The 23,989-nt window shown below is 70.9% G+C and carries 18 protein-coding genes and 1 pseudogene; 9 read left to right on the top strand and 10 right to left on the bottom strand.

The window, feature by feature from the left end; translation table 11 throughout:
* Positions 1-38: 38 nt before the first annotated feature.
* The 7 genes and pseudogenes from AC5P1B_RS10755 (at position 39) to AC5P1B_RS10725 (ending at position 10,415) form a co-directional block, all read left to right on the top strand.
* Positions 39-1,772 carry an ABC transporter ATP-binding protein gene (locus tag AC5P1B_RS10755; RefSeq protein ID WP_493886493.1) on the top strand — a complete coding sequence of 578 codons (1,734 nt, stop codon included), beginning with the start codon at positions 39-41 and terminating at the stop codon, positions 1,770-1,772.
* Positions 1,769-3,766: an ABC transporter ATP-binding protein gene (locus AC5P1B_RS10750; protein WP_493886491.1), complete on the top strand. Its 1,998-nt coding sequence runs from the start codon at positions 1,769-1,771 to the stop codon at positions 3,764-3,766. The genes AC5P1B_RS10755 and AC5P1B_RS10750 overlap by 4 nt, the downstream gene beginning before the upstream one ends.
* A gap of 657 nt (positions 3,767-4,423) precedes the next feature.
* A complete protein-coding gene (locus AC5P1B_RS10745; protein WP_493886490.1) occupies positions 4,424-5,296 on the top strand; it encodes a winged helix-turn-helix transcriptional regulator in 873 nt (290 codons plus the stop codon).
* Between the two features lie 23 nt (positions 5,297-5,319).
* Positions 5,320-6,342: a LacI family DNA-binding transcriptional regulator gene (locus AC5P1B_RS10740; protein ID WP_493886489.1), complete on the top strand. Its 1,023-nt coding sequence runs from the start codon at positions 5,320-5,322 to the stop codon at positions 6,340-6,342.
* Positions 6,343-6,488: 146 nt separating this feature from the next.
* Entirely contained in the window at positions 6,489-7,730 is a 1,242-nt protein-coding gene (locus tag AC5P1B_RS10735; protein ID WP_493886488.1) for a S1C family serine protease, read from the top strand.
* A gap of 292 nt (positions 7,731-8,022) precedes the next feature.
* A pseudogene (locus AC5P1B_RS10730) lies at positions 8,023-8,748 on the top strand (response regulator transcription factor); the annotation flags it as partial.
* A gap of 173 nt (positions 8,749-8,921) precedes the next feature.
* Positions 8,922-10,415: a sensor histidine kinase gene (locus AC5P1B_RS10725; protein ID WP_493886487.1), complete on the top strand. Its 1,494-nt coding sequence runs from the start codon at positions 8,922-8,924 to the stop codon at positions 10,413-10,415.
* Between the two features lie 39 nt (positions 10,416-10,454).
* On the opposite strand, the gene AC5P1B_RS10720 is transcribed toward AC5P1B_RS10725, so the two are convergent.
* From AC5P1B_RS10720 to AC5P1B_RS10710, 3 genes are all read right to left on the bottom strand, one after another.
* The gene (locus tag AC5P1B_RS10720) at positions 10,455-11,183 is read right to left on the bottom strand and encodes a GAF and ANTAR domain-containing protein (protein ID WP_493886486.1); all 729 of its coding nucleotides are present in this window, start codon (positions 11,181-11,183) and stop codon (positions 10,455-10,457) included.
* Positions 11,184-11,275: 92 nt separating this feature from the next.
* On the bottom strand, positions 11,276-12,007 hold the full coding sequence (locus AC5P1B_RS10715) for an ANTAR domain-containing protein (protein ID WP_493886485.1): 732 nt from the start codon (positions 12,005-12,007) through the stop codon (positions 11,276-11,278).
* A 5-nt stretch (positions 12,008-12,012) separates the two neighbouring features.
* Positions 12,013-12,729, bottom strand: a complete 717-nt coding sequence (locus tag AC5P1B_RS10710; RefSeq protein ID WP_493886484.1) for a GAF domain-containing protein — start codon at positions 12,727-12,729, stop codon at positions 12,013-12,015.
* A gap of 320 nt (positions 12,730-13,049) precedes the next feature.
* Here AC5P1B_RS10710 and AC5P1B_RS10705 point away from each other — a divergent pair, with 320 nt between their 5' ends.
* Positions 13,050-14,270, top strand: a complete 1,221-nt coding sequence (locus AC5P1B_RS10705) for a beta propeller repeat protein (protein WP_493886483.1) — start codon at positions 13,050-13,052, stop codon at positions 14,268-14,270.
* 416 nt (positions 14,271-14,686) lie between these two features.
* Here the strand turns inward: AC5P1B_RS10705 and AC5P1B_RS10700 are convergent, their stop codons facing one another.
* The 7 genes from AC5P1B_RS10700 to AC5P1B_RS10670 form a co-directional block, all read right to left on the bottom strand.
* Entirely contained in the window at positions 14,687-16,144 is a 1,458-nt protein-coding gene (locus tag AC5P1B_RS10700) for an LmeA family phospholipid-binding protein (RefSeq protein ID WP_493886482.1), read from the bottom strand.
* A 183-nt stretch (positions 16,145-16,327) separates the two neighbouring features.
* Positions 16,328-16,915, bottom strand: a complete 588-nt coding sequence (locus AC5P1B_RS10695; protein WP_493886481.1) for a DoxX family protein — start codon at positions 16,913-16,915, stop codon at positions 16,328-16,330.
* A gap of 284 nt (positions 16,916-17,199) precedes the next feature.
* Positions 17,200-18,675: an MFS transporter gene (locus AC5P1B_RS10690; protein WP_493886618.1), complete on the bottom strand. Its 1,476-nt coding sequence runs from the start codon at positions 18,673-18,675 to the stop codon at positions 17,200-17,202.
* A gap of 269 nt (positions 18,676-18,944) precedes the next feature.
* Positions 18,945-19,433 (bottom strand): MarR family winged helix-turn-helix transcriptional regulator, encoded by a 489-nt coding sequence (locus AC5P1B_RS10685; RefSeq protein ID WP_493886480.1) that lies wholly within the window; start codon positions 19,431-19,433, stop codon positions 18,945-18,947.
* Between the two features lie 32 nt (positions 19,434-19,465).
* Entirely contained in the window at positions 19,466-20,665 is a 1,200-nt protein-coding gene (locus AC5P1B_RS10680; RefSeq protein ID WP_493886479.1) for a hypothetical protein, read from the bottom strand.
* 205 nt (positions 20,666-20,870) lie between these two features.
* Positions 20,871-22,277, bottom strand: coding sequence for a carboxylesterase/lipase family protein (locus AC5P1B_RS10675; protein ID WP_493886478.1), 1,407 nt, complete (start codon positions 22,275-22,277; stop codon positions 20,871-20,873).
* A 36-nt stretch (positions 22,278-22,313) separates the two neighbouring features.
* Positions 22,314-22,880 carry an ATP-binding protein gene (locus AC5P1B_RS10670; RefSeq protein ID WP_493886477.1) on the bottom strand — a complete coding sequence of 189 codons (567 nt, stop codon included), beginning with the start codon at positions 22,878-22,880 and terminating at the stop codon, positions 22,314-22,316.
* A gap of 240 nt (positions 22,881-23,120) precedes the next feature.
* Between AC5P1B_RS10670 and AC5P1B_RS10665 the strand changes: the two genes are divergently transcribed.
* Positions 23,121-23,972, top strand: a complete 852-nt coding sequence (locus tag AC5P1B_RS10665; protein WP_493886476.1) for a helix-turn-helix domain-containing protein — start codon at positions 23,121-23,123, stop codon at positions 23,970-23,972.
* Positions 23,973-23,989 lie beyond the last annotated feature (17 nt).

Below are 23,989 nucleotides of genomic sequence, written 5' to 3'. Positions count from 1 at the left end.
CGCGGGTCGCGCCGGTCCCGCTCGATTAGGGTCACGATGTGCTCGTACGACTACTCCGGGCGCGTCTGCGGCCCTACGCGCGTCCGATCGCCTTGATCGTCCTGCTCCAGTTCGTGCAGACGCTCGCGATGCTGTATCTGCCCACCCTCAACGCCGACATCATCGACAACGGTGTCGTCAAGGGAGAGACCGGCTACATCCTGCGGACCGGCGGATACATGATCGCCGTGACGCTGCTCCAGATCGTCTGCGCGATCGGCGCCGTGTACTTCAGCGCCAGGACCGCGATGGCCCTCGGCCGCGACATGCGCGCCGCCGTCTTCGACCGGGTGCAGTCCTTCTCCGCCCGCGAGATGGGCCACTTCGGCGCGCCCTCGCTGATCACCCGCACCACGAACGACGTGCAACAGGTCCAGACGCTGTGCCTGATGACCTTCACGATGATGGTCACGGTGCCGATCATGTGCGTCGGCGGCATCGTGATGGCGCTCAACCAGGACGTGCCGCTGTCCGCCCTGCTGCTGGTCGTCGTGCCCGTGCTCGGCGTGATCGTGACGCTCATCGTCCGTCGTCTGCGGCTGGCGTTCCGGGGCGTCCAGGAGTCCGTGGACACGGTCAACCGGGTGCTGCGCGAGCAGATCACCGGCATCCGCGTCATCCGGGCCTTCGTCCGCGACCGGTACGAGCGGGAACGGTTCGCCAAGGCCAACACCGAGCTGATGGACGTCTCCGTGCGCGCCGGGCGGCTGATGTCGCTGCTGTTCCCCACCGTGATGCTCGTCGTGAACATCTCCAGCGTCGCCGTCGTCTGGTTCGGCGGGCACCGCATCGACGGCGGCGACATGCGGATCGGGGCGCTGACGGCGTTCCTCTCCTATCTGATGCAGATCATGACGGCGGTGATGATGGGCACCTTCATGCTGATGATGGTGCCGCGCGCCGAGGTCTGCGCCGAGCGCGTGCAGGAAGTGCTGACCACCGAGAGCAGCGTCGCGCCGCCGAGCGCGCCCGTCACCGTCCTCCACCCCCGTGGCGAGCTGGAGCTGCGCGGCGTGGAGTTCCGCTACCCCGGCGCGGAGGAGCCGGTGCTCCGCGACATCTCGGTCACCGCGCGGCCAGGCGAGACGACCGCCGTCATCGGCAGCACCGGCAGCGGCAAGTCCACCCTGATCGGCCTGGTGCCCCGGCTGTTCGACGCGACGGCGGGCAGCGTGCTCATCGACGGCGTGGACGTGCGCGATCTCGACCCGGAACTGCTGGGCACCCGCGTCGGCCTCGTCCCGCAGAAGCCGTACCTCTTCAGCGGGACCGTCGCCTCCAACCTGCGCTACGGGAACCCGGACGCCACCGACGAGGAGCTGTGGCAGGCGCTGGAGACCGCGCAGGCGAGCGAGTTCGTCGCGGCGATGGACCAGGGCCTCGCGGCCCCCATCGCGCAGGGCGGCGGCAATGTCTCGGGCGGCCAGCGGCAGCGGCTCGCCATCGCGCGGGCCCTGGTGCGCAGGCCCGGGATCTACCTCTTCGACGACTCCTTCTCGGCTCTCGACTACGCCACCGACGCGCGGCTGCGCGCCGCGCTCGCCCAGGAGACCGGGGAGGCCACAGTGATCATCGTGGCCCAGCGGGTCAGCACCATCCGGGACGCCGACAAGATCGTCGTGCTCGACGAGGGCCGCGTCGTCGGCACCGGCACCCACCCCGAGCTGATGGCGTCGAACGAGACCTACCGGGAGATCGTCCTCTCCCAGCTCACTGAGCAGGAGGCGGCATGACGTCCCCCGACCCGGGCACCACCGGACCCCCGAAGGCCAAGGCCGCTCCCCGTGGCCCGGCTCCGGCGCCCGGACCTGGCGGCCGGTTCATGGGCGGCCAGACCGCCGAGCGGACCATGGACTTCCGTGGCTCAAGCCGCAGGCTCCTCGCGACCCTGCGCCCCGAGCGGGCCGTCATCGCCCTGATCGGTGTCATGGCCGTGGCGTGCATCACGCTCTCCGTCATCGGCCCGAAGCTCCTCGGCCACGCCACCGACCTGATCTTCAACGGATACGTCGGCGGCCGGCTCCCCGAGGGCCTCAGCAAGGCCGAGGCCGTGCAGCGGATGCGCGACCGGGGCGACGGCAAGGCCGCTGACGTGGTCGGCGCGATGGACGTCGTACCCGGCCAGGGCATCGACTTCGACGCGGTCGGGACGACCCTGCTGTGGGTGCTGCTGATCTACGTGGCGTCGGGCCTCTTCTCCTTCGTCCAGGCCAGGGTCGCCACACACGTCGTCCAGCGTGCCGTGTTCCGGATGCGCGCCGAGGTGGAGGAGAAGCTGGCGCGGCTGCCGCTCAGCTACTTCGACAAGCAGTCGCGCGGCGAGGTGCTCAGCCGCGCCACCAACGACATCGACAACGTCGGGCAGACCCTCCAGCAGACCTTCAGCCAGATCATCTCCTCGCTGCTGACCATCGTGGGCGTGCTGGCGATGATGTTCTGGATCTCACCGCTCCTGGCGCTGGTGGCCCTGGTCACGGTGCCGGTGTCGGTGTTCGTCGCGACGCGGGTGGGCAAGCGCGCCCAGCCGGAGTTCGTGCGGCAGTGGAAGACGACGGGCACCCTCAACGCGCACGTCGAGGAGATGTACACCGGCCACGCGCTGGTCAAGGTCTTCGGGCGGCAGCGGGAATCGGCGGAGACCTTCCGCACGGAGAACGAGCAGCTGTACGCGTCGAGCTTCCGGGCGCAGTTCATCTCCGGGATCATCCAGCCCGCGATGATGTTCATCGGCAACCTCAACTACGTCCTGGTGGCCGTCGTCGGCGGCCTGCGGGTGGCGAGCGGCGCGCTGACGATCGGCGATGTGCAGGCGTTCGTGCAGTACTCGCGCCAGTTCAGCCAGCCGCTCACACAGGTCGCCAGCATGGCGAACCTGGTCCAGTCGGGCGTCGCCTCCGTCGAGCGGGTCTTCGAGCTGCTGGACGCCGACGAGCAGGAGCCGGACGCGGAACGCGCCGGGCCCGCCCTGGGGCACGTCAGGGGCGAGGTCGCCTTCGAGGGCGTGTCCTTCCGCTACGAGCCGGAGAAGCCGCTGATCGAGGACCTGTCGCTGGCGGTCAGCCCCGGGCAGACCGTCGCGATCGTCGGCCCGACCGGCGCGGGCAAGACCACCCTCGTCCATCTGCTCATGCGGTTCTACGAGGTGAGCGGCGGGCGGATCACGCTCGACGGTGTGGATATCGCCGCCATGCCACGCGAGGAGCTGCGTTCCCAGATCGGCATGGTGCTCCAGGACACCTGGCTGTTCGGCGGCACCATCGCCGAGAACATCGCGTACGGGGCGCCCGAGGGGGTCTCGCTGGACAAGATCGTGGAGGCGGCCAGGGCCACCCACGTGGACCGTTTCGTACGGACCCTGCCGGACGGCTACGACACCGTGATCGACGAGGAGGGCGCGGGCGTCAGCGTCGGCGAGAAGCAGCTCATCACCATCGCGCGGGCGTTCCTCGCCGAGCCCGCCATCCTCGTTCTGGACGAGGCGACCAGCTCCGTGGACACCCGGACGGAGGTACTGATCCAGCACGCGATGGCGTCGCTGCGTACGGGCCGTACGAGCTTCGTCATCGCGCACCGGCTGTCCACCATCAGGGACGCCGACGTGATCCTGGTGATGGAGTCGGGGCGGATCGTGGAGCAGGGCACGCACGAGGGGTTGCTGGCGGCGGAGGGCGCGTACGCGCGGCTGTACGCGGCGCAGTTCGCCGAGGCGGTCGCTGATCCGAGCTGACGCGCGGCTGTCGCACGGTGAGGCCGGCGCACGGTGGTGGTGGCGCACGGTGGTGGTGGCGCGGCGAGTGGGGCTCCCGCCGTGCCGGCGGGCCCCCTCTCGCGTGTCAAGACGCGCGCCTGTGCGCCCCCCGCGCCTCCGCCCGCCAGGTGGCTGATTTTCGCCGCTCCTCCCGTACGGCCCGTATGCCCGGTATCGCGCTGCGTGCCATGGGGTAACCGGGCCGCCGCCACACACGGCCCGCCGGACCCGGGCGATACGGGGGCCGCCCGGCAGCGTGCGGCCTGCCGAACGGCGCCTCCACCCGCCTTCGCGTCGGCGTCCCCATCGGCCGGGAACCCCGCGCCAAACCTGTCGTCGGCGTGATCCAGAAAACAGAGAAGGTTCGAATTGAGCCGCGGCAACCCGAGGCAGGTGGGCTATTCTGCTGGACAGAGGACTCGGGCAGCGCAGCCCCCGGGTCCTTTTGTGCTTTCAGCCGGGCGAGAGGCGGCTGAACGCCACCGTACGAAGCAGGGCCGCATACTCCCCCAGGCCGGACCTGGGAAGTGCCCCACGCAGGGACCGAGGAGGAACCGACGTCATGGGCAAACGAAGCGCGCACGACAGTACGAACAGGGCGACGACGACTGGCGAGACCGGGGCAGGTGGTCGCCGGTGAGTTCACTCCTGCTGCTGACCAACGCACTCCAGCCTTCGACGGAGGTGCTTCCCGCCCTCGGCCTTCTGCTGCACAGCGTGCGGGTGGCCCCGGCCGAGGGACCGGCGCTGGTGGACACCCCTGGTGCGGAAGTGATCCTCATCGACGGGCGCAAGGACCTTCCGCAGGTCCGCAGCCTGTGCCAGCTGCTGCGTTCCACCGGGCCCGGCTGCCCGCTGCTGCTCGTGGTGACCGAGGGCGGTCTCGCGGCGGTCACCGCGGACTGGGGCGTGGACGACGTCCTGCTGGACTCGGCGGGCCCGGCCGAGGTCGAGGCACGCCTGCGGCTGGCGATGGGCCGCCAGCAGATCACCACCGACGACAGCCCGATGGAGATCCGCAACGGTGACCTGTCCGTCGACGAGGCGACGTACAGCGCGAAGCTCAAGGGCCGGGTGCTCGACCTGACCTTCAAGGAGTTCGAGCTGCTGAAGTACCTCGCCCAGCACCCGGGCCGGGTCTTCACCAGGGCGCAGCTGCTCCAAGAGGTCTGGGGCTACGACTACTTCGGTGGCACCCGCACCGTGGACGTGCACGTACGGCGCCTGCGCGCGAAGCTCGGCCCGGAGCACGAGTCGCTGATCGGCACCGTACGGAACGTCGGTTACCGCTTCGTGGTGCCGGAGAAGGTCGAACGCGCCGCGGAAGAGGCCAAGGTGAAGGCCAGGGCCGAGGCGGACGCGAAGGCCAAGGCGCAGGCGAACGCCAGGGCCGCTGTGGCCGGTGGGACGGACGAGACGGACGCGGCGAACGAGCGCGACGGCGGGGCCGGGCGCGTGCGGTCGGCGGACACGGCGAAACCCGTGGTCGCACGCCCGGTAAACGGCTAGGACGAGCCGCGTACACTTCGCGCGTGGCCAAGGTGACGCGGGATGATGTAGCACGACTTGCGGGGACGTCGACCGCGGTCGTCAGCTATGTCATCAACAACGGACCAAGGCCGGTCGCCCCGGCCACGCGCGAGCGGGTACTCGCCGCGATCAAGGAGCTCGGCTACCGGCCGGACCGGGTCGCGCAAGCCATGGCCTCCCGGCGCACGGACCTGATAGGGCTGATCGTTCCGGACGCCAGGCAGCCGTTCTTCGGGGAGATGGCGCACGCCGTCGAGCAAGCCGCCGCCGAGCGCGGAAAGATGGTGCTCGTCGGCAACTCCGACTACCTGGACGAGCGCGAGGTGCACTACCTGCGCGCGTTCCTCGGGATGCGGGTGTCCGGGCTGATCCTCATCAGCAAGGGCATGAGCGAGAGCGCGGCCGCCGAGATCGAGGCGTGGGACGCGCGGGTGGTGCTCATGCACGAGCGGCCCGAGGCGATCGACGACGTCGCTGTGGTCCTCGATGACGTCGGCGGCGCGCAACTCGCCGTGCGGCATCTCCTGGAGCACGGTTACGAGTACGTGGCGTGCATCGGCGGCACCGAGGAGACCCCGGCCGTCGGCGACCCGGTGACCGACCACGTCGAGGGGTGGCGCCGGGCGATGATCGAGTCCGGGCGTTCCATCGAGGGCCGTCTCTTTCAGGCCCCGTTCAACCGGTACGACGCCTACGAGGTGGCTCTGGGGCTGCTGTCCGGCGCCGACCGGCCGCCCGCGATCTTCTGCGCGACGGACGACCAGGCGATCGGTGTGCTGCGCGCGGCGCGCGAACTGCGGATCGACGTGCCGGGGGAACTGGCCGTCGCCGGGTTCGACGACGTGAAGGAAGCCGGGCTGACCGACCCGCCGCTGACGACGGTCGGCTCCGACCGGCCGGCGATGGCACGGGCAGCCGTCGACCTCGTACTCGACGAGGGGCTGCGGGTGACGGGCTCGCGGCGGGAGCGGCTGAAGCAGTTCCCCTCGGCGCTGGTCGTACGGCGCTCCTGCGGCTGCTCGTAGGCCCGTCCGCCGGGAGAGCCACCGACGGTGGCCGGGCCCGGGGTGCAAGGGACCAGCCGGATCTTTATACCGGGCATACCCGGTTCTGCCGGGCTTCTCAGGGCGCTCTCAGAGAGTTCTCATGATGACTGCGCAGAGTCGTAGCCATGACAGAAAACTCTCGCCGTGACGGCGACTCCACAGCGGGTTTCGCCGCGGCCCACGCAGCAGACCAGCACGCACCCTACGGCCAGGCACCGGCACCCACACCGGCACCCACACCGGCACCCACACCGGCACCCACACCGGACGCGGCGACGTCCGGGGCGCCGGTCCCGCCGCCGTACGAGCCGCAGCAGCCGATCACCACCGCCTCCGGGGTGACGGTCCGGCCCGGCGGCGGCACCGGCGGCGGTCACCACGGCGGGACCGCCGGGCACGGCGTCGGCGCCGACGGTTACGCCACATTCGGCTCGGTTGCCCCGCCGAACGTCCCGCCCGGTGCGCCCGGTGATCACGGTGCGGGCCATTCCAAGCCGCGCGCCCGCCGCCCCGTCGCGCTCCTCGCCACGGTCGCCATCGTCTCCGCGCTCGTCGCCGGTGGCACCGGCGCCCTGGTCGGCAGCCGCGACGACTCCGGCTCCTCCAGCCCCTCGACCCCCGTCGTCAACGCCAACGCCTCCACGGGCGGCGACGTCTCTGCGGTGGCCAAGGCGGTCAGCCCGAGCATCGTCGAGATCAGCGCGACGACACCGGCGGGCCAGTCCACCGGCTCCGGCGTCGTCATCACAGGTGACGGCGAGATCATCACCAACAACCACGTGATCTCCGGCGCCGACTCGGTGACCGTCACCTTCAGCGACGGCTCCAAGAAGAAGGCGTCGATGGTCGGCACCGACAGCGCCAAGGACCTGGCCCTGCTCAAGGTCGCCGACGCCAGTGGCCTGCGCGCGGCCAAGCTCGGCGACTCCGGTTCCGTCAAGGTCGGCGACCAGGTCGTCGCCATCGGCTCGCCGGAGGGCCTGACGGGCACCGTCACCAGCGGCATCGTCTCCGCCCTCAACCGCGAGGTGACCGTCAAGGCGGACGACGGCCAGGGACAGGGCCAGGGGCCTGGCGACGGCGGCGGGTGGCCGTTCGAGTTCGAGGGCCGGGAGTACAACGGCGACGTCGGCTCGTCCAAGACCACGTACAAGGCCATCCAGACCGACGCCTCACTCAACCCCGGCAACTCCGGCGGCGCGCTCATCAACATGAAGGGCGAGGTCATCGGCATCAACTCCTCGATCTCCGCACCGACTTCGGCGGCCGGTGGCGCGGCGGGCAGTGTCGGCCTCGGGTTCGCCATCCCGTCCGACACCGTCACCGCCGACTTGGGCTCGCTGCGCGGCGGCGGCACGAACGCGTAGGCCGTGTCCGGCGGATCGTGCTGGGGGAGGCGAGGAGGGGAGTGCCTGTCCGTGTGTCGGGCAGTGCTGGTGCGTCGCAGCCGAGCGCGCGGTTCCCCGCACCCTTGAAGGAGCACGCTCATGCGCCGTGCCAGGGCTGCTTCCCCTGGAGTCGCCCGCCTGCCCCGGCGGCCGTTGCCCCGCGCCGCCCGCCCTCACCTGTGCCGTGCCGCTCCGGGGCGGACCGCGCGTGCGAGGCTGAGAGCCGACCTGTTCACCCCCCGCGCCCGTAGCACCGTGAAGGAAACCGCCGATGAGTCCCGCCGAGCACGGCGACCACCCCGCCCGCATCCTCGTCGTCGACGACGAACCCGCCGTGCGGGAGGCGCTGCGGCGCAGCCTCGCCTTCGAGGGGTACGAGGTCACGGGGGCCGTCGACGGCCTGGACGCGCTGGACAAGGCCGGGACGTGCGACCCGGAGCTGATCGTCCTCGATGTGCTGATGCCCCGGATGGACGGCCTGACGGCGGCCCGCCGGCTGCGCGCCGCCGACGTCACGGTGCCCATCCTGATGCTGACGGCGCGCGACACCGTCGGCGACCGGGTCACCGGGCTCGACGCGGGCGCCGACGACTACCTGGTCAAGCCGTTCGAGCTGGACGAACTGCTCGCCCGTATCCGCGCCTTGCTGCGCCGCAGCTCCTACGCGGCCGCCGCGCTCGGCGGCGCGAACGGCCCGGACGAGGGCGAGACGCTCGCGTTCGAGGACCTGCGGATGGACCTCGTGACGCGCGAGGTGACCCGGGGAACGCGGCGCGTGGACCTGACCCGGACGGAGTTCACCCTGCTCGAACTGTTCCTCGCGCACCCGCGCCAGGTGTTGACGCGCGAACAGATCCTGAAGGCCGTATGGGGCTTCGACTTCGAGCCGACGTCCAACTCCCTCGACGTGTACGTGATGTATCTGCGGCGCAAGACGGAGGCGGGCGGCGAGCAGCGGCTGGTCCACACGGTGCGCGGTGTCGGCTACGTACTGCGGGCGGAGGAAACGCCCGCGCCCCCGGCGTCGCCCTCACCCGGATCGGCCGAACGCGGGTCCGGGCCCGCGCCGCAGGGCGCGCCGCCCAGCAGGCCGCGCAATCCGCCGCCGTTCCCGCGTCGGCCGCAGTATCCGCCCGGCGCCGGGCGCCCCGGCGAGCGCGGCGGCGCCGAGTGAGCAGGGCGACGCGTCGGCCCGGGCGGCGGGTGTGGGGTTCGCGCCTGCCGCTCCGTTCGCGGCTGGCCCTGCTGACGGCCCTGGCCGTGGCCGTGGCGGTGGCGGTCTCCGCCTTCGCCTGCTGGGTCATCACCCGCGACCAGCTGCGCAACGAGCTCGACCAGTCGCTGCGCAGCAGTGAGGTCAACCCCACCTACCTGCGGCAAGCGCTGGAGCACTGCCAGGAGAACGAGCCCGAACCGAGCAAGAACGCGCCACCGAGCGTGTCGTTCGTGCAGATCGCGACGGCGGACGGCAGCCGGTGCGTCGGGCTGGGGTCGCGGCCGGTGCGCGTGACCGACGCGGACGTGGAAGTGGCGCAGGGCCTGCGGGGGACGGTCCTGCGGGACGGGGAGACCGACAGCGGTACGCCCGTACGGGTCCTCACCAAGCGCGCCTTCGTCGGCGACGGGGCCCTCGCCGTGTCCCTGACCCGGCCGCTGACCGAGATCGACGGCGCGCTGAGCACTCTCGCGCTGGTGCTCGCCATTGTCGCGGGCGTCGGCGTGCTCGGGGCGGCGACGGCCGGTCTCGCCGTCGCCCGGGCAGGTCTGCGGCCGGTGGACCGGCTGACGGACGTGGTCGAGCACATCGCCCGTACGGAAGACCTGGCCACCACCATCCCGGTGGAGGGCGAGGACGAGATCGCCCGGCTCTCCCGGTCCTTCAACTCGATGACCGACGCGCTCGCCTCCTCCAGGGACCGGCAGCAGCAGCTGATCGCGGACGCCGGGCACGAGCTGCGGACGCCGCTGACCTCGCTGCGGACGAACGTGGAACTCCTCGCCCGCAGCGACGAGACGGGGCGCGCACTGCCCCCCGAGGACCGCAAGGCGCTGCTGGCCAGCGTCAAGGCGCAGATGACCGAGCTGGCGGCCCTGATCGGCGATCTTCAGGAGCTGTCGCGGCCCGACACCCCGCCGGGCAGCGGCCCGCCGCAGGTGGCCGCGCTGCACGAGGCGGCGGGCGCCGCAGTGGAACGGGCGCGGCTGCGCGGCCAGGACCTGGCGATCACCGCGTCGCTCGACCTCTGGTACGTACAGGCCGAACCGGCCGCGCTGGAACGGGCCGTGGTCAACCTGCTCGACAACGCGGTGAAGTTCAGCCCGCCCGGCGGGGCGGTCGAGGTCGTGCTGCGCGGTGGCGAACTGACGGTGCGCGACCACGGCCCCGGCATCCCCGCCGACGAGCTGCCGCACGTCTTCGACCGTTTCTGGCGCTCACCCTCCGCCCGCAGCCTGCCCGGCTCCGGCCTCGGCTTGTCCATCGTGGCCCGTACGGTGCAGCAGGCGGGCGGCGAGATCACCCTGCGTCCCGCGCCGGAGGGCGGCACCGTCGCCTCCGTACGCCTGCCGGGCGTCCCGCATCCGCCGCCCGGCACGCCACCGCGGAACCCACCGGGGCATGTACTCTCGGACCCGCCGTCGGGGCCGGGAGCTCAGAAGGCGTGACGGCACGGGTGTGCGCCCGCCGAGGACGGTCCCGGCGCCTCAGGCCAGGTCGGAGGGGCGGTCGCCCGGGTCGAGAGGCTGGCCGCTGATGATCTGCGCCGCCGTCTCCAGCAGAGGCTGATCGTTGCTGAAGGCGTGGGCGCGCAGGCTGGCCAGGGCGTCGTCGAGGCCCATGCCGTTCTTCGCCGCGAGGATTCCGGCGGCCTGGTGGACGGCCGGTGGGTAACCCTGTGGCCCGGGGCGGGGGGCGTGGGTCTCGGTGGTGAGGATGTGCGGGTGCATCTCCAGGGCCAGCAGCGCGATGATGCGGCCGTACGCACGGGCCCTGGCCACCTCCTCCACCGTGAAGGAGCGCGGCTCGGTGCGGTAGAGGTCCATGGCGCCGATCCGCAGCGACCCGATGGACAGCGCGAGCGCCGCCACGGCGTGGATGCCCAGCTCCGTCGCGACCTGGGAGAAGGCGGGCCACCGCTGGGGCGAGCGGCCCAGGTCAGGCTCCTCGACGAAGTCGTTGCTGAGATAGGCGTCGGTGCAGGGGCCCTCGCCGGTGATGAGCTGGGTGTCCTCAAGCTGATTGGCGCGCTCGTCGGTGGCGCAGGCGATGAGGCGCAGCTCTCCGGCGGTGACCAGGGTGACCCCCAGCGCGTCGGCGCCAAGGTCGTCGGCGCCCGCCTCGCACGCGATGGCCAGCGACACACCGGTGCCCGCGGCCTCGGCGGCGCGCGTCACGCACGCCCACGCGGCGGAGTGGTGCTGAGCGTCGGTCATGGTGACTCCGAAGGGCTGGGAGCTGGTGTTCCTCGTCGTTTCTGTGGGTCGTTTCTGTGGGCCGGGGGCTGGTCTGGTCCCGGGGGGGGGGCTCAGAGGGGTCGGATCGAGGCGGTGTCGAGCTCGTCGCTGACCAGCTGACGGCAGAGGTCGATCAGTCGCAACTGGTGCGTGCGCGCGTGGTGGCGCAGGGCGTCGAAGGCGTTGTCGAGGCTGGTCTGCCAGCGTTCCGCGAGGATGCCCTTGGCCTGCTCGATGACGATGCGGCTGGTGAGGGCGCCCTGGAGCTGCGCTCGCTCCAGGTTGCTCTGCTCCAGCGTGCGCTGCTGCAGGATGGCGATGGTCGCCACATCGGCGAGTGCCTGGGCCAGTCGCGCGTCGGCGTCGCTGAGGACGCGCTCATGACTCTGGAAGAGGTTCATCGCGCCGACGACCTGCTGGCGAAGCCGCATCGGCAGCGCGTGCGTCACGGCGAAGCCCGCCTGCTGGGCGCGACCGGCGAACTCGGGGAAGGAAGAGGTGGCCGCGGGCGAGGCGAGGACGATGTTGGTCCGGGCTTCTCCGCCGCGGTGGCATTCGACGCACGGGCCCTGGTTGTGCTGAAGGGCGAACAGCTCCAGCAGCCGGGTGTGCTCGTCCGAGGCGGCGATCAGCTGCAGGGAGCCGCCAGGATCGGCGAGCATGACACCGGCCGCGGACACGTCAAGCAGTTCGACACAGCGGTCACACAGCCGGTGCAGGAAGTCGATCAGGTCGAAGTCATCGACCAGCGTGTCGACTGCTTCGACGACGACCTCCAGTACGCGGTCTTCGCGCGTGGTCATGTCCTTCATCCCCTTCGCCAGCCAGACGCGTCCGGCTCCTTGCCATCTTTACGAAAGTTCACGCGCCTGGCCACTACGTCGTCGGCGACGTCCACCACGGGCCGCCCGTACCGGAAGGCGTGGGCCCGCAGCCGCAGGAGAGCCTGTGCGAGCGACACCTCGGCCTGCACACTGATCATTCCGGCGGCCTGGTGGACGGCCGCCCGGTAGAACACCGAGTGCCGTTCCGCGCCGGCGAACGCGCCCTGCTGTTCCCCGCCCTCCAGGACCACGGCGGTCAGCGCGCCCGCGAGGATCAGCGCGTCACTCATGACCGGTCCCGGCAGCGGGCCCGCCGTCGCGCGCTGCAACGTCATCGTCCCCACGCAGGCACCTCCGATGTGCAGCGGCAGGCAGAACACCGCACGCACCCCCAGCGCCGCCGCCTCGGGCAGCAGCAACGGCCAGCGGCCCACCGCGACGTCGTCCAGATCGGGCTCCAGCACGGGGGAGCACGTGGTGGCCGCCTCAGGCCCCGGGCCCTCGCCCAGTGTGTACTGCAGATCCTCCAGCCGGGTGCTGGCGCCAGGCGAGCCCCAGACCAGCTCGTTCAGCCCGTCGTCCGTCGTCAGGGAGACCCCGATGCCATCGACCCCAAGCACCTCGGCGCACCGCGCCGGGTCGCCACCGACGAGATCACCACTGGTCCCTTCAGGACGGAGATTGACCAGGACAGCTGCCATGCCCGCGCTGGCACCCACCGAGCTCACCCGCTCTCCGCTGTCCCCGCTCTCCGCGTCACGGCCGATGAACCACCCCCGCCGCACTCCCCAGTCTAGGGCTCGAACCCGGCTCACCAGTTCTGGAAAGGACCAGTTCTGGAAAAGACCGGTTCTGGAAAGGACCGGAAAAAAGACAGGAACCCGGGTGGCGCGCCGGACAGTCAAGAGAGTGGGCGGGTTCGTACGAGAGCACGACCGCCCCGGTCGGCTTCCACGGAGGCCGACCGTTCCTTGCCGACGATCCGCCGGTCCGCCGGTCCGCCGATCTGAGAGGTCCCGCCTTGACTACGTTCGCCAGACACCGCCGTATCCGTGCCGGACTCGTGCTGAGCGCGGCACTAGCGGTCACGGCGGCGACGCCGTCCGTGTTCGCCGCTGAGAAGACCCCGTCCTCCGACGCGTCGGCCGCCCGCCCCGGCGCCATCGCCTGGAAGCAGTCGACGGTCACCAAGAAGTGGGCGACCGCCATAGGTACGACGCGCCCCGACGCGCACACGACGTGGACCGCGGGCATGCGGATGATCCCCAGAGGGGACAGCTTCCGGTTCGCTCCGACGCTGTGGGGGCGTGACGACCGCACCACGGCGGGCTGGAAGGAGGTGCGCACCGCTCCGGCCCCCAGCGCCTACGACGGCCGCTGGAACGACGTCGACGCCTCCTCACGGAAGAACGCCGTCATCGTGGGCGACTACGCGGACGAGGAGAAGATCGGCGGCGTCCTGACCCAGCGCTGGAACGGCACGTCGTGGAAGAACGCCGTCGCCCCGGTGCCGAAGAAGACCATCGGCGCGGGGTTCCTCTCCGTTGACGCCCGGACCGCGAAGGACGCGTGGGCCGTGGGCTGGGCCCAGGTTCCCGTCGCCGAGGACGACGATGCCAGCGTGGGGCTGATCCAGCACTGGGACGGCAAGCGCTGGACCGCGGCGAAGCTCCCGCCCGTCGCGGGGAAGGGCGAGGGCTGGAGCTTCGACAGCGTGGTGGCCCGGTCCGCCGACGACGTCTGGGCGGTGGGCGGTACGTACGGCGACTCTGGACGCGAGCCGCTGGTGATGCACTTCGATGGCAAGAGCTGGCGCAAGGTCGCCACTCCGGCCCTGGGGGACGTACGAGCGGGCCTGAACAGCCTTGCCGCAGGCCCCCGTGGCGAGCTGTGGGCGGCAGGGCAGGCCGTGGCCAAGGACAACACCAAGTCAGGCCTCGTCCTGCGGTACGACGGCAAGAAGTGGAAGCGCGAAGCGCTGCCCGCCGGAACGCGCCCGGTCCGCTCGGTCACCGTCAGCCAGGGCGAGCCCGTCCTCCTGACGGACAAGAGCGACGGTTCGGCCCACGCGCTCCGCAAGACCGGCGGCAAGTGGAAGCCGCTGAAGCTGCCGTCGACGTCCGGCAAACCGCTGTCCGGGGTGGACATCTCCGCGTCCGGCAAGACCATCGACATCACCGCCATCCGTCCGGCCGCGGGGAACAACAAGTGGTACCCGGTCGTCCTGACCGCCACGCGGTAACCGGCCGCCGGTCCGCCCTGGCTCCCCGCCCCCCGGCGACAGCCGTCCGGCCGATGAGCAGGGCCATGGCACCCGAACTCACCCGTTCACGCCGGGCATCGCCCGCACAGGAACTATGTGCGCAGTGCGGGGATGTGCCCCGTCAGGGGCGCGGGGAACTGCGCGACCAGCCTCGACGCACCGGCGGTCTGCGACGCGCGGACAGGGGCTCCCCTCCCTGGCATGATCCGCCGGACACTGCCCAGCGGTCACCCACCGCCCGGTCGCGGAGCGCCCGCCCGCTCGCGCGCCGGTCGTGACGCCGCCGGGCGGTGGCTGCCCCCAGCTTCCGCCCGGCGGTTCCCGCTGTCGCCCCTGGCTTCCTTCGCTGGCCCTTCGCGTCATACCGAGCCCAGGGGTCCGGGTGGCCGTCCCGGTTACTTCTTGTCGTGCTGCTTCCTGGCCTCGCCGAACGCCAGCTCAGTGCCTGAGAGTTCGGCCCGGATGCCATCCGGTCGTACGGTGATGTTGCGCAGGCGCAGGTCGCCCGCCGCCTTCGGCAGTTCGAAGGACAGTGCCAGACGCTCCGACAGCTCGGGCAGCTTGAGTTCGGTCAGTGCCGCGAGCAGTACCGGGTCGAGGCCGAGCTTCTTGAGCAGCCACGGGTGTTCGGCGGCCGTGTCGACGAGGTTGACGCCCATCAGCTGGTCGATGAAGCGCGGCGAGCCGGTCAGGTCGTGCAGCCGGTCGTCGTTGCGCAGCGCCTGATCCACCCGCTTCCGCGGTACGCCGAGACGATCCGCTATCGCGGGCACGGCCAGCAGCGCCTTGGCCTTCTCCGCGTCACGGGCGATCCGCTCGGCCGTCTCCCGGTGCAGCCGCAGCCCGGCGTGCCGCCCCGGCCGGTAGCTCGCCACCTTGGGGATGTCCAGCAGCATGCCGCTGATGTGCGTGGAGATGCCGCGCTCGCCGTCCTGCTGGATGCGTGCCTCGGCCCGTACGCGAATCTGCTGATCGGCCACGGAGAGGTTGCCGACGGCGCGTACCGAGTCGTGGCCAAGATCGCTGTACCGGACCTGGGAGGCGCCCAGTTCGCGGTTGAGGTCGTCGAAGGAGAGCAGGACGTCGCCGTCCATGGCGCCGACGATCGCGCCGTTGAGGGAGTCGGGCAGGTCACCGGTGATCTCGATGTCCTTCGCCGAGGCGCGGACCTTGGCCAGCGACACCCGGTCGGCGGCGACATCGGGGACGGTCACGTCCACCCGCTCCAGACGCCGGTCGAGGACCTGGGTGAGGAACGGGAAGCCGTGGATATCGACCTCGGGCGCGGCGGCCAGGTTCAGGTCCTCGCGCAGCCGGTCCTGCGCCTTCTTCTCCGCGTACATGACCGCGCACCGGTCGGCGAGGGTCAGGGTCACCGCGCAGATGAGCACGGCGACGAGCAGCTTCGCGGTCAGCGGTATCGCGGCGAAGCGGCTTCTGCCGCGCTTGCGCCTGCGGTGGTTGGGCGGCGACCACCCGGCGTCGTCCTCGTCCTCGTCGTCGGCCTTCAGCCCGAGGCCGAGCGGGTCCCGGTCGTCTTCGTACGGGTACGGCTCGGCGAGTGCGGCGAGGTCGTCGTACGGGTTGTACGGAGCTGACGCGGTGGCCTCCGGTCCGGCGGTGTTCAGCCTCCTGGCGTGGGGCCCGTTGGCTTGGAGCGCGGTCGGTGTCGCGGTTGCGGTCGCGAACGTGGATGACTCGTTCGGAGCCGGGTCGGCGCCGGGGAACGCGGCAGGGTCGCCGGACTCGTGGGGAACAGGGTCGAGCTTCCTGGTGTCGGACTCCTGGGTGTCAAGCTCCTTGGTGAACTGCGGGTTATGCGGCGGTGAGGGTATGCGTGTGGGGGTTCGCATCGGGTCATCCCACCACAGCAGCCCGTATCGAACGCAAGTCTTACGGGAGTGGATCGCGACACGGACGCTTTCCAGCCGTTGCTGGTTGCCGCAGCCGTTGGCGGTCTTTGCTGTCGCGTCGCTGCCCGGGCGCTGACATGGCGCTGGCCTGGCGACGCGCGGACGCGTCGCCAGGCCAGCACCTCAGGCCCCGGCGGCCTGTGTCCGAGCCCGGAGACCGGCGCTCCGGCCCTTGCGGTGGCCGAGCCAGCGGTCCAGGGACAGCGCCCCGGGTCCGGTGAAGACGAGCAGCAGAAAGGCCCAGCAGTACAGGGCGGCGTCCTCGCCGCCGTTCTGGATCGGCCACAGGGCGGTGACCTGGTGCGTGTCGAAGTACGCGTACGCCATCGAGCCGGAGCACACCAGGGCCGCCGTGCGCGTGCCGGACCCGAGCATGATCAGGCCGCCGCCGACCAGCTGGATGAGGGCGGCGTATCCCATGGGCCAGTCGCCCAACTCGACTTCGCCGCCCTGGCCGTTCTGGCCCTCCGGGAGGCCGAAGAACCCGGAACTGCCGTGGCAGAAGAAGAGCAGGCCGAAGACGATACGGAACGCGGCGAGTGCGTACGGACGGGCGGTGTCCAGCTGCCGCACCACGAAGCCGGGCCAGCTGGACCGAGTGGGTCCGCCGGGCCCGGCGTCGCCGCCTGCCCGCCCGCCACGGGCTGACGGATCGGGCGGGGCGGAGTCCTGGGCGGGGGAAAGGGAGGGAGGTGCAGGTTTGGAGGGCATGGTGAAGCCTCCTCGTATCGGGTGAAGTCCGGTCGCCCCGAACGGCGCTCGTTCCCCGGTCGCGAGGCGAGACCGACCGGCTGATCTCCAATTTCCCCGAGAGGTGGGGTGCGGCGCGTCGTACACCGGGCGGCTGAGGCGATGCTCCAGCGGCAGTACCAGGCGGGCGGGGAAGGGCCCCGCTGGGAGCAGTGCGGCGTTCATGGCGCGCTCCTTCGCTGGTGTGACGAGTCGGCCGACGGGCTGGTCGGCGGGCGTGCTGATGGGAGGTCAGTCGGGTCGGGTCAGAGGACCGTGGCGGAGGCGGTGGCCGGTACGTCACGCTCCGCCCGTGCGGTGTCCATACGGTCGCTGCCGTCCATGCGAAGCGCCCGGTCCGTGCGGTCTCTACGAGGCGTACGGTCCGTGCGGTGCGTACGGCGGGGCTGGCGCAGCATGGAGAAGGCGACGAGGAAGGCGGCCAGCAGAAGCCCGGCACCGACCGTGAAGGCCAGGTGGTAGCCGCTGGTCAGAGCCGTGGCCTGGCTTTCGCCGTCCGCGAGCAGCCCGTCCGTACGGGAAGCCGCCAGCGTGGAGAGCACCGCCACGCCCAGGGCCATCCCGATCTGCTGCGTGGTGTTGAACAGCCCCGAGGCGAGCCCGGCGTCGTGATCTCCGGCGCCGGACATCCCGAGCGAGGTCAGCGCGGGGAGGGCGAGGCCGAAGCCCGAGGCGAGCAGCATCACCGGGAGCAGGTCGGTGACGTAGTTCGCGTGGACGGGGATGCGGGAGAGCATCCCGAGCATCGCGACCAGGAGTGCGAGCCCGGCCAGCAGGACATTGCGTTCACCGAAGCGGGCGTTGAGCCGGGTGGCGACGCCGAGCGAGACGACGCCGATGACGATGGCGGCCGGAAGCATCGCGAGGCCGGTCTTGGCGGCTCCGTACCCGAGCACCTTCTGCAGGTAGAGGGCGACGAGGAACTGGAAGGAGAACAGCGCGGCCACCATCAGGACCTGTACGAGGTTGGCCCCGGTGACGCTGCGCGAGCGGAAGATCCGCAGTGGCATGAGTGGGGTCTTCGCGGTGGCCTGGCGGGCGACGAACGCGCTGAGCAGAAGGGCTGCGAGGGCGCCGAAGCCGAGCGTGGACGCTGAGGTCCAGCCGTGCTCCTCGACCTTGACGACGGTGTAGATGCCCAGCATCAGCCCGGCGGTGACCAGGAGGGCGCCGAGGATGTCGGCTCCGGCGGCGAGCCCGAGGCCACGGTCGGCGGGCAGCGCCGAGACGGCGACCAGCAGAGCGGCGAGCCCGATCGGCAGGTTGATGAAGAAGATCCAGCGCCAGCTGAGCGCGTCGGTGAGGACGCCGCCGAGGACCTGGCCGATCGAGGCACCGGCGGCTCCGGTGAAGCTGAAGACCGCGATGGCCTTGGCGCGCTCCCTGGGCTCGGTGAACAGCGTGACGAGAATGCCCAGGCTGACGGCGGAGGCCATCGCGCTGCCCACGCCTTGCAGGAACCGGGCGGCGATGAGGAGGGCGGGCGTGGTGGCCACGCCCGCCAGCAGCGAGGCCGCTGTGAACAGCCCGGTGCCCGCGAGGAACATCCGCTTGCGGCCGATCAGGTCGCCGAGCCGCCCGGCCAGCAGCAACAGGCTGCCGAACGCGATCAGGTAGGCGTTGACGACCCAACTCAGCCCGCCGGGAGACAGGCCGAGATCGTCCTGCATGGCGGGCATCGCCACGGTCACGATGCTGCCGTCGAGGACGACCATCAGCATCCCCGTGGCGATCACGGCGAGGGCGAGCCAGCGCGAGCGGGATGGGTCGGCGGCACCGGGCGCAGCGCTGGGGATAGCGGTGGGGCGGGGCGCGTCGGGGGTGGGTGTGGTGGTCGGAGACGAGGTGGTGGACATGCGGTCTCTCCTGTCGGTGCGGCAGGTGCGGCAGGTGCGGCAGGTGCGGCAACAGGAGAGACCGTAGCAGATAGTTTTGTTGTAGACGTTCTCTTTCGGATCTACTTCGGTGCTACTTCGGTACTGCTTCGGCGCTACTTCGTCTGCTGACGTGCCCGCCGGACCGTCGCGGGCTGCTCTACGGGGGCGGCCAGATGCCCGCTGACCAGGCGCTTCATCGCACGCAGAAAGACCTCCCGCTCGCCCCTGGGGAGCGCGCCAAGCGCCTCTTCGTGTACGCGGTCGACGATCTCCTGACTCTGCCCGGCGATCCGGGCGCCCTCCTCGGTCACCGCGATGATCCGGGCCCGGCGGTCCTTGGCGGACGGCCGCCGCTCGGCCAGCCCGGCCTTCTCCAGGGCGTCCACCGTCACCACCATCGTGGTCTTGTCCATGTCGCCGATCTCGGCGAGCTGGATCTGGGTGCGCTCCTCTTCCAGGGCGTGCACCAGTACACAGTGCATCCGCGCTGTGAGCCCGATCTCTGCGAGCGCGGCCGACATCCGGGTCCGCAGCACGTGGCTGGTGTGGTCGAGGAGGAAGGAGAGGTCCGGTTCGGTGCGAGCGGGTGCCATGGCGGTCATGCCGCCAGCATAGCGAGTCGATCCGTGACAGATTATCCGGCAGCGGACTTATTGGCCCGAGTTGCGGTCGCCAGGGTCACCGTCTCCTGCGGGTCACCGGCTCCCAGCTCACCGTCTCCCGGGTCACCGGCTCTGGGTTCGCGGGTGCCCAGGACTCCGTCGCGCCGGGGCGCCGTCGCGCGGATGGTCGCCGCGCGCTCGGCCAGCACCACCGCGCCCACCACGAGCACGAGAACACCGGCCAGCAGCTGCACCGAATACGTCAGTTGGGCGAACGCGCTGAAGGCGTGGTCGCTCCCGCCCGGCGCGTCCTCACCCGGCGGGACGAGCGCGGCGATCGACAGCCAGCCGCCCCAGCCCACCAGTGCCCCCGCCCCGCACCACGCGAGCGCGAGCGGCAGCAGCAGAGGCCGCCGCGCGGCGCGGGAGGGCCGGAAGGCGAGCAGCAGCACACCGAGGGCTGCGGCGAGCCCCATGCCGGTCAACACGATGTCCAGGACGAAGGCGAAGGTCGTACGGCTGTCCGCCATGGCCGGGGAGATCCCGATGTTACCGCCGGTCACCCAGAACAGGCGCGCCCCGGACGTCGCCGTCGCGAGCGCGGCGGCTGTCACCGCGCCCAGCCGCTGCACCGGACGCGTCGGGCTGTCGACCAGATCGCCGATCCGGCCCCGCAGGACATCCCCCCAGCGTTCCCAGACGTAGAACCCGAACAGCGGGATCAGCGTCATCCCCTGCGCGGCGAAGCCACCGTAGATGGCCACCGACGCCCAGGTGGCCATGCCGCTGTCGGCGTCCTCCCCCGCGTCACCCCCGTTCCCGCCTCCGCCGCCGGATGGCGAGCCACCGTCCACGGCGGACTCGACACCGAACGCCGCCACGACGGCATGGACGGGAACGGCCGCCACGATCGAACCGAGCAGCCCGGTCGCGATCCACATCGGCAGAACCGGCAGCCAGGCGGGCAACCGCCGTCCCCAGGGCCGGACGAGGGCGAGCGCGATGACGACCGCGATGGCGTCCATCCCGAAGGTCAGGGCGTTGAGCGTACGAGTTGTCGCGTCGTTGGCGGTGTCGTCGGCCACTCCCACACCGCTTCCGCACACCCACGCGAGCTTGAGGAAGAGATACGGCAGGCACGCGGTGATGGCGAAGCCGCACAGCACCTTGCGCGCGACCGCGATGCGCTGCGAACCGGGCGCCAGCCCCCGGCCGCGCACGGACACCGGCAACGATGACGGGTACGGGTACGGGGACGAGGACGGTTGGCGTAGCCGTGGGGACGGTGATGATGCCTGCGGCTGGTCGCTGGGGCCAAGCGGTGGATGCTGCACGCGTCCCATGCTTACGCCGGGGCGCCGCCCGCACGTCAGCCCACGCGATGATCACCCTCCGCCCCATGGCGGACCCCGGACTCAGCCTCAAGGCGCCGCCAGGTCACCTGTGGGCCTCCCACACCTTGCGGGAAACGGCCTCCGGATCGGCGGCGACCAGCGGCGGAAGATCCCAGATCTGGACCAGCTCCGAGCCCGCCTCGTACGGCGGCCAGCCCGGGTCGCCGGTGGTGGCGAAGGCGAGCCAGCTGGCGCGCATCCGCCGCGACAGATCCAAGGCATCGGCGGGTAGCGGATGACCGGCGAGCACCCAGTCGGCCATTCCGCCGCGCGCGTTGCCGAAGACGAGGAGCACGTCAAGGCAGTGGCAGGCGCCGAGCGCCCCGTCGTACGCCGGTGACGGATAGGTGAGTTCGTAGCAGTAGCTGCGGCCAGGGTGCTCCTGGGCGCACCACAGGGACGGCATCCGGAAGACCGCGTCCGAGGAGATCAGCAGGTGCAGGTCAGCGGCGGATATGCGGGGATTGGCCGCCCGGTAGTCGGCGACGGCGGACGGCGGCAGCCCGAAGGAGCGCGCCGTCTCGACGGGGTCCACGCCGCTCAGGTCCTGCCCGTGGGCGAAGACGCGGAACTCGTCCCGGTTGAAGCCGGTGACCAGGTCCACCTCCGCGCGCAGCCCGCGCCAGGCGTGGTCGCGGACGAGGTCGCCGTCGATGACAGGCCCGTACGGTGTGCCACCGCTGCCGGGCGGCACCTGAGCCTGGATGAGCCGTTCGGCCGCGACCCCGGCCAGCCCCTCGGCCGTGGCGGGAACCCCGAGCGCCGCCGTGACCTTCTCACTGACGCGCTGCGCCTGCGCCACGCTCAGGAAGCGGCCGGGAACGCTCTGGCCGATCGCACGCCGGAAGAGGCCGCGCCCGGCGTCGGCGGCGGTCAGCGCGGCCACGGCCCCTGCTCCCGCCGACTGCCCGAAGATGGTCACGTTGTCCGGATCGCCGCCGAAACGCGCGATGTTCTCCCGCACCCAGTGCAGCGCGGCGAGCTGGTCGAGGAAGCCACGGTTGTCCGGCGCGTCCGGCAGCCAGCCGAAGCCCTGGAAGCCGAGCCGGTAGTTGAGCGACACGATGACGGCTCCGCCCTGGGCCAGCAGCGTGCCGTCGTACTCGTACTGGCTGGACGCGCCGACCAGATACATCCCGCCGTGGAGCCAGACCATGACCGGCAGCCCGGAGCCGCCCGCGTCCGGCGTCCAGACATTGACACTGAGACAGTCCGCGCCGTCCCCGGGCGACCAGAGGGACGGCGCCTGAGGGCTCCTGCCGCCCTGCGGGGTCGGCGGCCCGAAGGCCGTGGCGTCCCGCACGCCGTCCCACGATGGCGGCGGCTGCGGCGCCTGAAACCGCCGTGGCCCCTCCAGCGGGGCCGCGTAGGGAATCCCCTTGAACGCGCTGACACCGCCCACAGTGGCGCCGAGTACCGCTCCGTACGTGGTGTGCGCGATCGGTTTCATGCGGCCGATTCTGCACCAACTGCTGTACCGCTGAGGCTACGCGGCAATGTCGAAGGCGTCTTTCGGCGAGTCGAGCTCGAACCACAGAAGCTTGCCGCTCATGCCGAACAGTGCCTCAGCGAGCGTGGACCCGACCCAGTTGTCCGCGCACATCCGGACGAGGATCAACCCGCGCCCGCACGTCGCCCCCGTACAGGCAGCCGCATCGAACAGCGCGGCAGCGCGCTCGCCCTGGCGCGGTGCCCGGTTGAAGGGCGGCGGGATGGTCGGGTTGGTGTCGTACACACTGATCCGCAGGCAGTCACCCTCCATGCTGCGCAGCTTGATCCGGATCGGCCCGTCCGAGTGCCGGTACGCGTGGGTGACCAGCTCGGACGCCAACAGCCCGGCCACGTCGGTACGTTCTTCCATCCCGTGCCCATGGAGAACCGCACGCAATGTCGCCCGGGCGATCCGGGCCGACCGCGCGTCGTGCGGGAGTCGCAATGTGTAGGCCCAGGGCTTGTTGCTGTCCCTGCTGTCCCTGCTGTCCTTGCCGACATCGTCGCCTCCCTCGTCGTCGGACGGCTCCGACCAGGGGCCCTGCGGGGATACGGTGGCCATGGAAGTCTCCTGTCGGGAGGTGGAGTTGGCCAGTGCCGAGCGGTGTCCATGTCGCCGGGGCGGCTGCCTGCTCACGCCCAGACGGTGCGCTTCCGGTTGCTTGGCGGGCCAGTTGGGGTGGCTTGATGCTTACGGTAGAGCACTCTGTGATAGTTCTAATAGCCGTTCAGTGATAGAACTCTGAATTGACCCCTTGTGGGTGACAGCGGAGCGCTGAGCGCGACTGTGCAGGGGAGACGTATGCCGCCGAGTAACACTCCGACACTGAGGCAGCGCCGACTTGGTGCTGAGCTGCGCAAACTCCGAGAGCGAGCGGGCTTGTCCTCCACCGAGGCCGCCGCTCGCCTCGGCTTTCAGCAGGCGCGCATGAGCATGATCGAGGGCGGCCGGTACGCGGTCAGCGCGGACCGGGTCCGCGCGATGGCCCACAGCTACTCATGCGCGGATCAAGCCCTGGTAGACGCCTTGGCCGCCATGACGGGCGGCCGTACGCGGGGGTGGTGGGAGGAGTACAGCGAGTTTCTGCCCGCCGCACTCAACGATCTGGCGGAGTTGGAACACCATGCCGTTGAGTTGCGGGTGTGCCTGGCGATCCACATGCCCGCCCTACTGCAAACTACCGATCACGCTCGCGCGCTGTTCGACGAAGTAGTACCGCCGATGAGGGCCTATGAGGTCGAACATCGGCTATCGCATCGGATCAAGCGGCAGGGAATCCTTCACCGAGAAACTCCGACACCGTATACGGCGATCATCCACGAGGCGGCTTTGCGGATGCGGTTCGGAGGATCGGCTACGGCCCGTGCGCAGCTCAACCACCTCATCGCCATGGGCGAGCAAACGAACGTCAAAGTGGTGGTCATTCCATTCGGGCGCGGCGGGTTCGCTGGCAACGGTCAGCCGATCGACTACGTACGCGGCGTAGTGCCTCAACTGGACACAGTCCAGCTTGACATCCATCACGGCTGCGAGTTCCTGGACGCTGAGGCGGAGCTGGCCAAGTATCAGACTGTGCTTAACCGCATGGAGAGCAGCGCGCTCAATCCGGCGGCATCCCGTGAGTTCATTCACCGTATTGCCCAGGACATTTGAGAGGTCAGAATCGTGCC

This window comes from Streptomyces sp. A01, assembly GCF_059026195.1.
The sequence above is the reverse complement of the archived record's forward strand: the minus strand, read 5'-3'. Positions and strand labels throughout refer to the sequence as shown.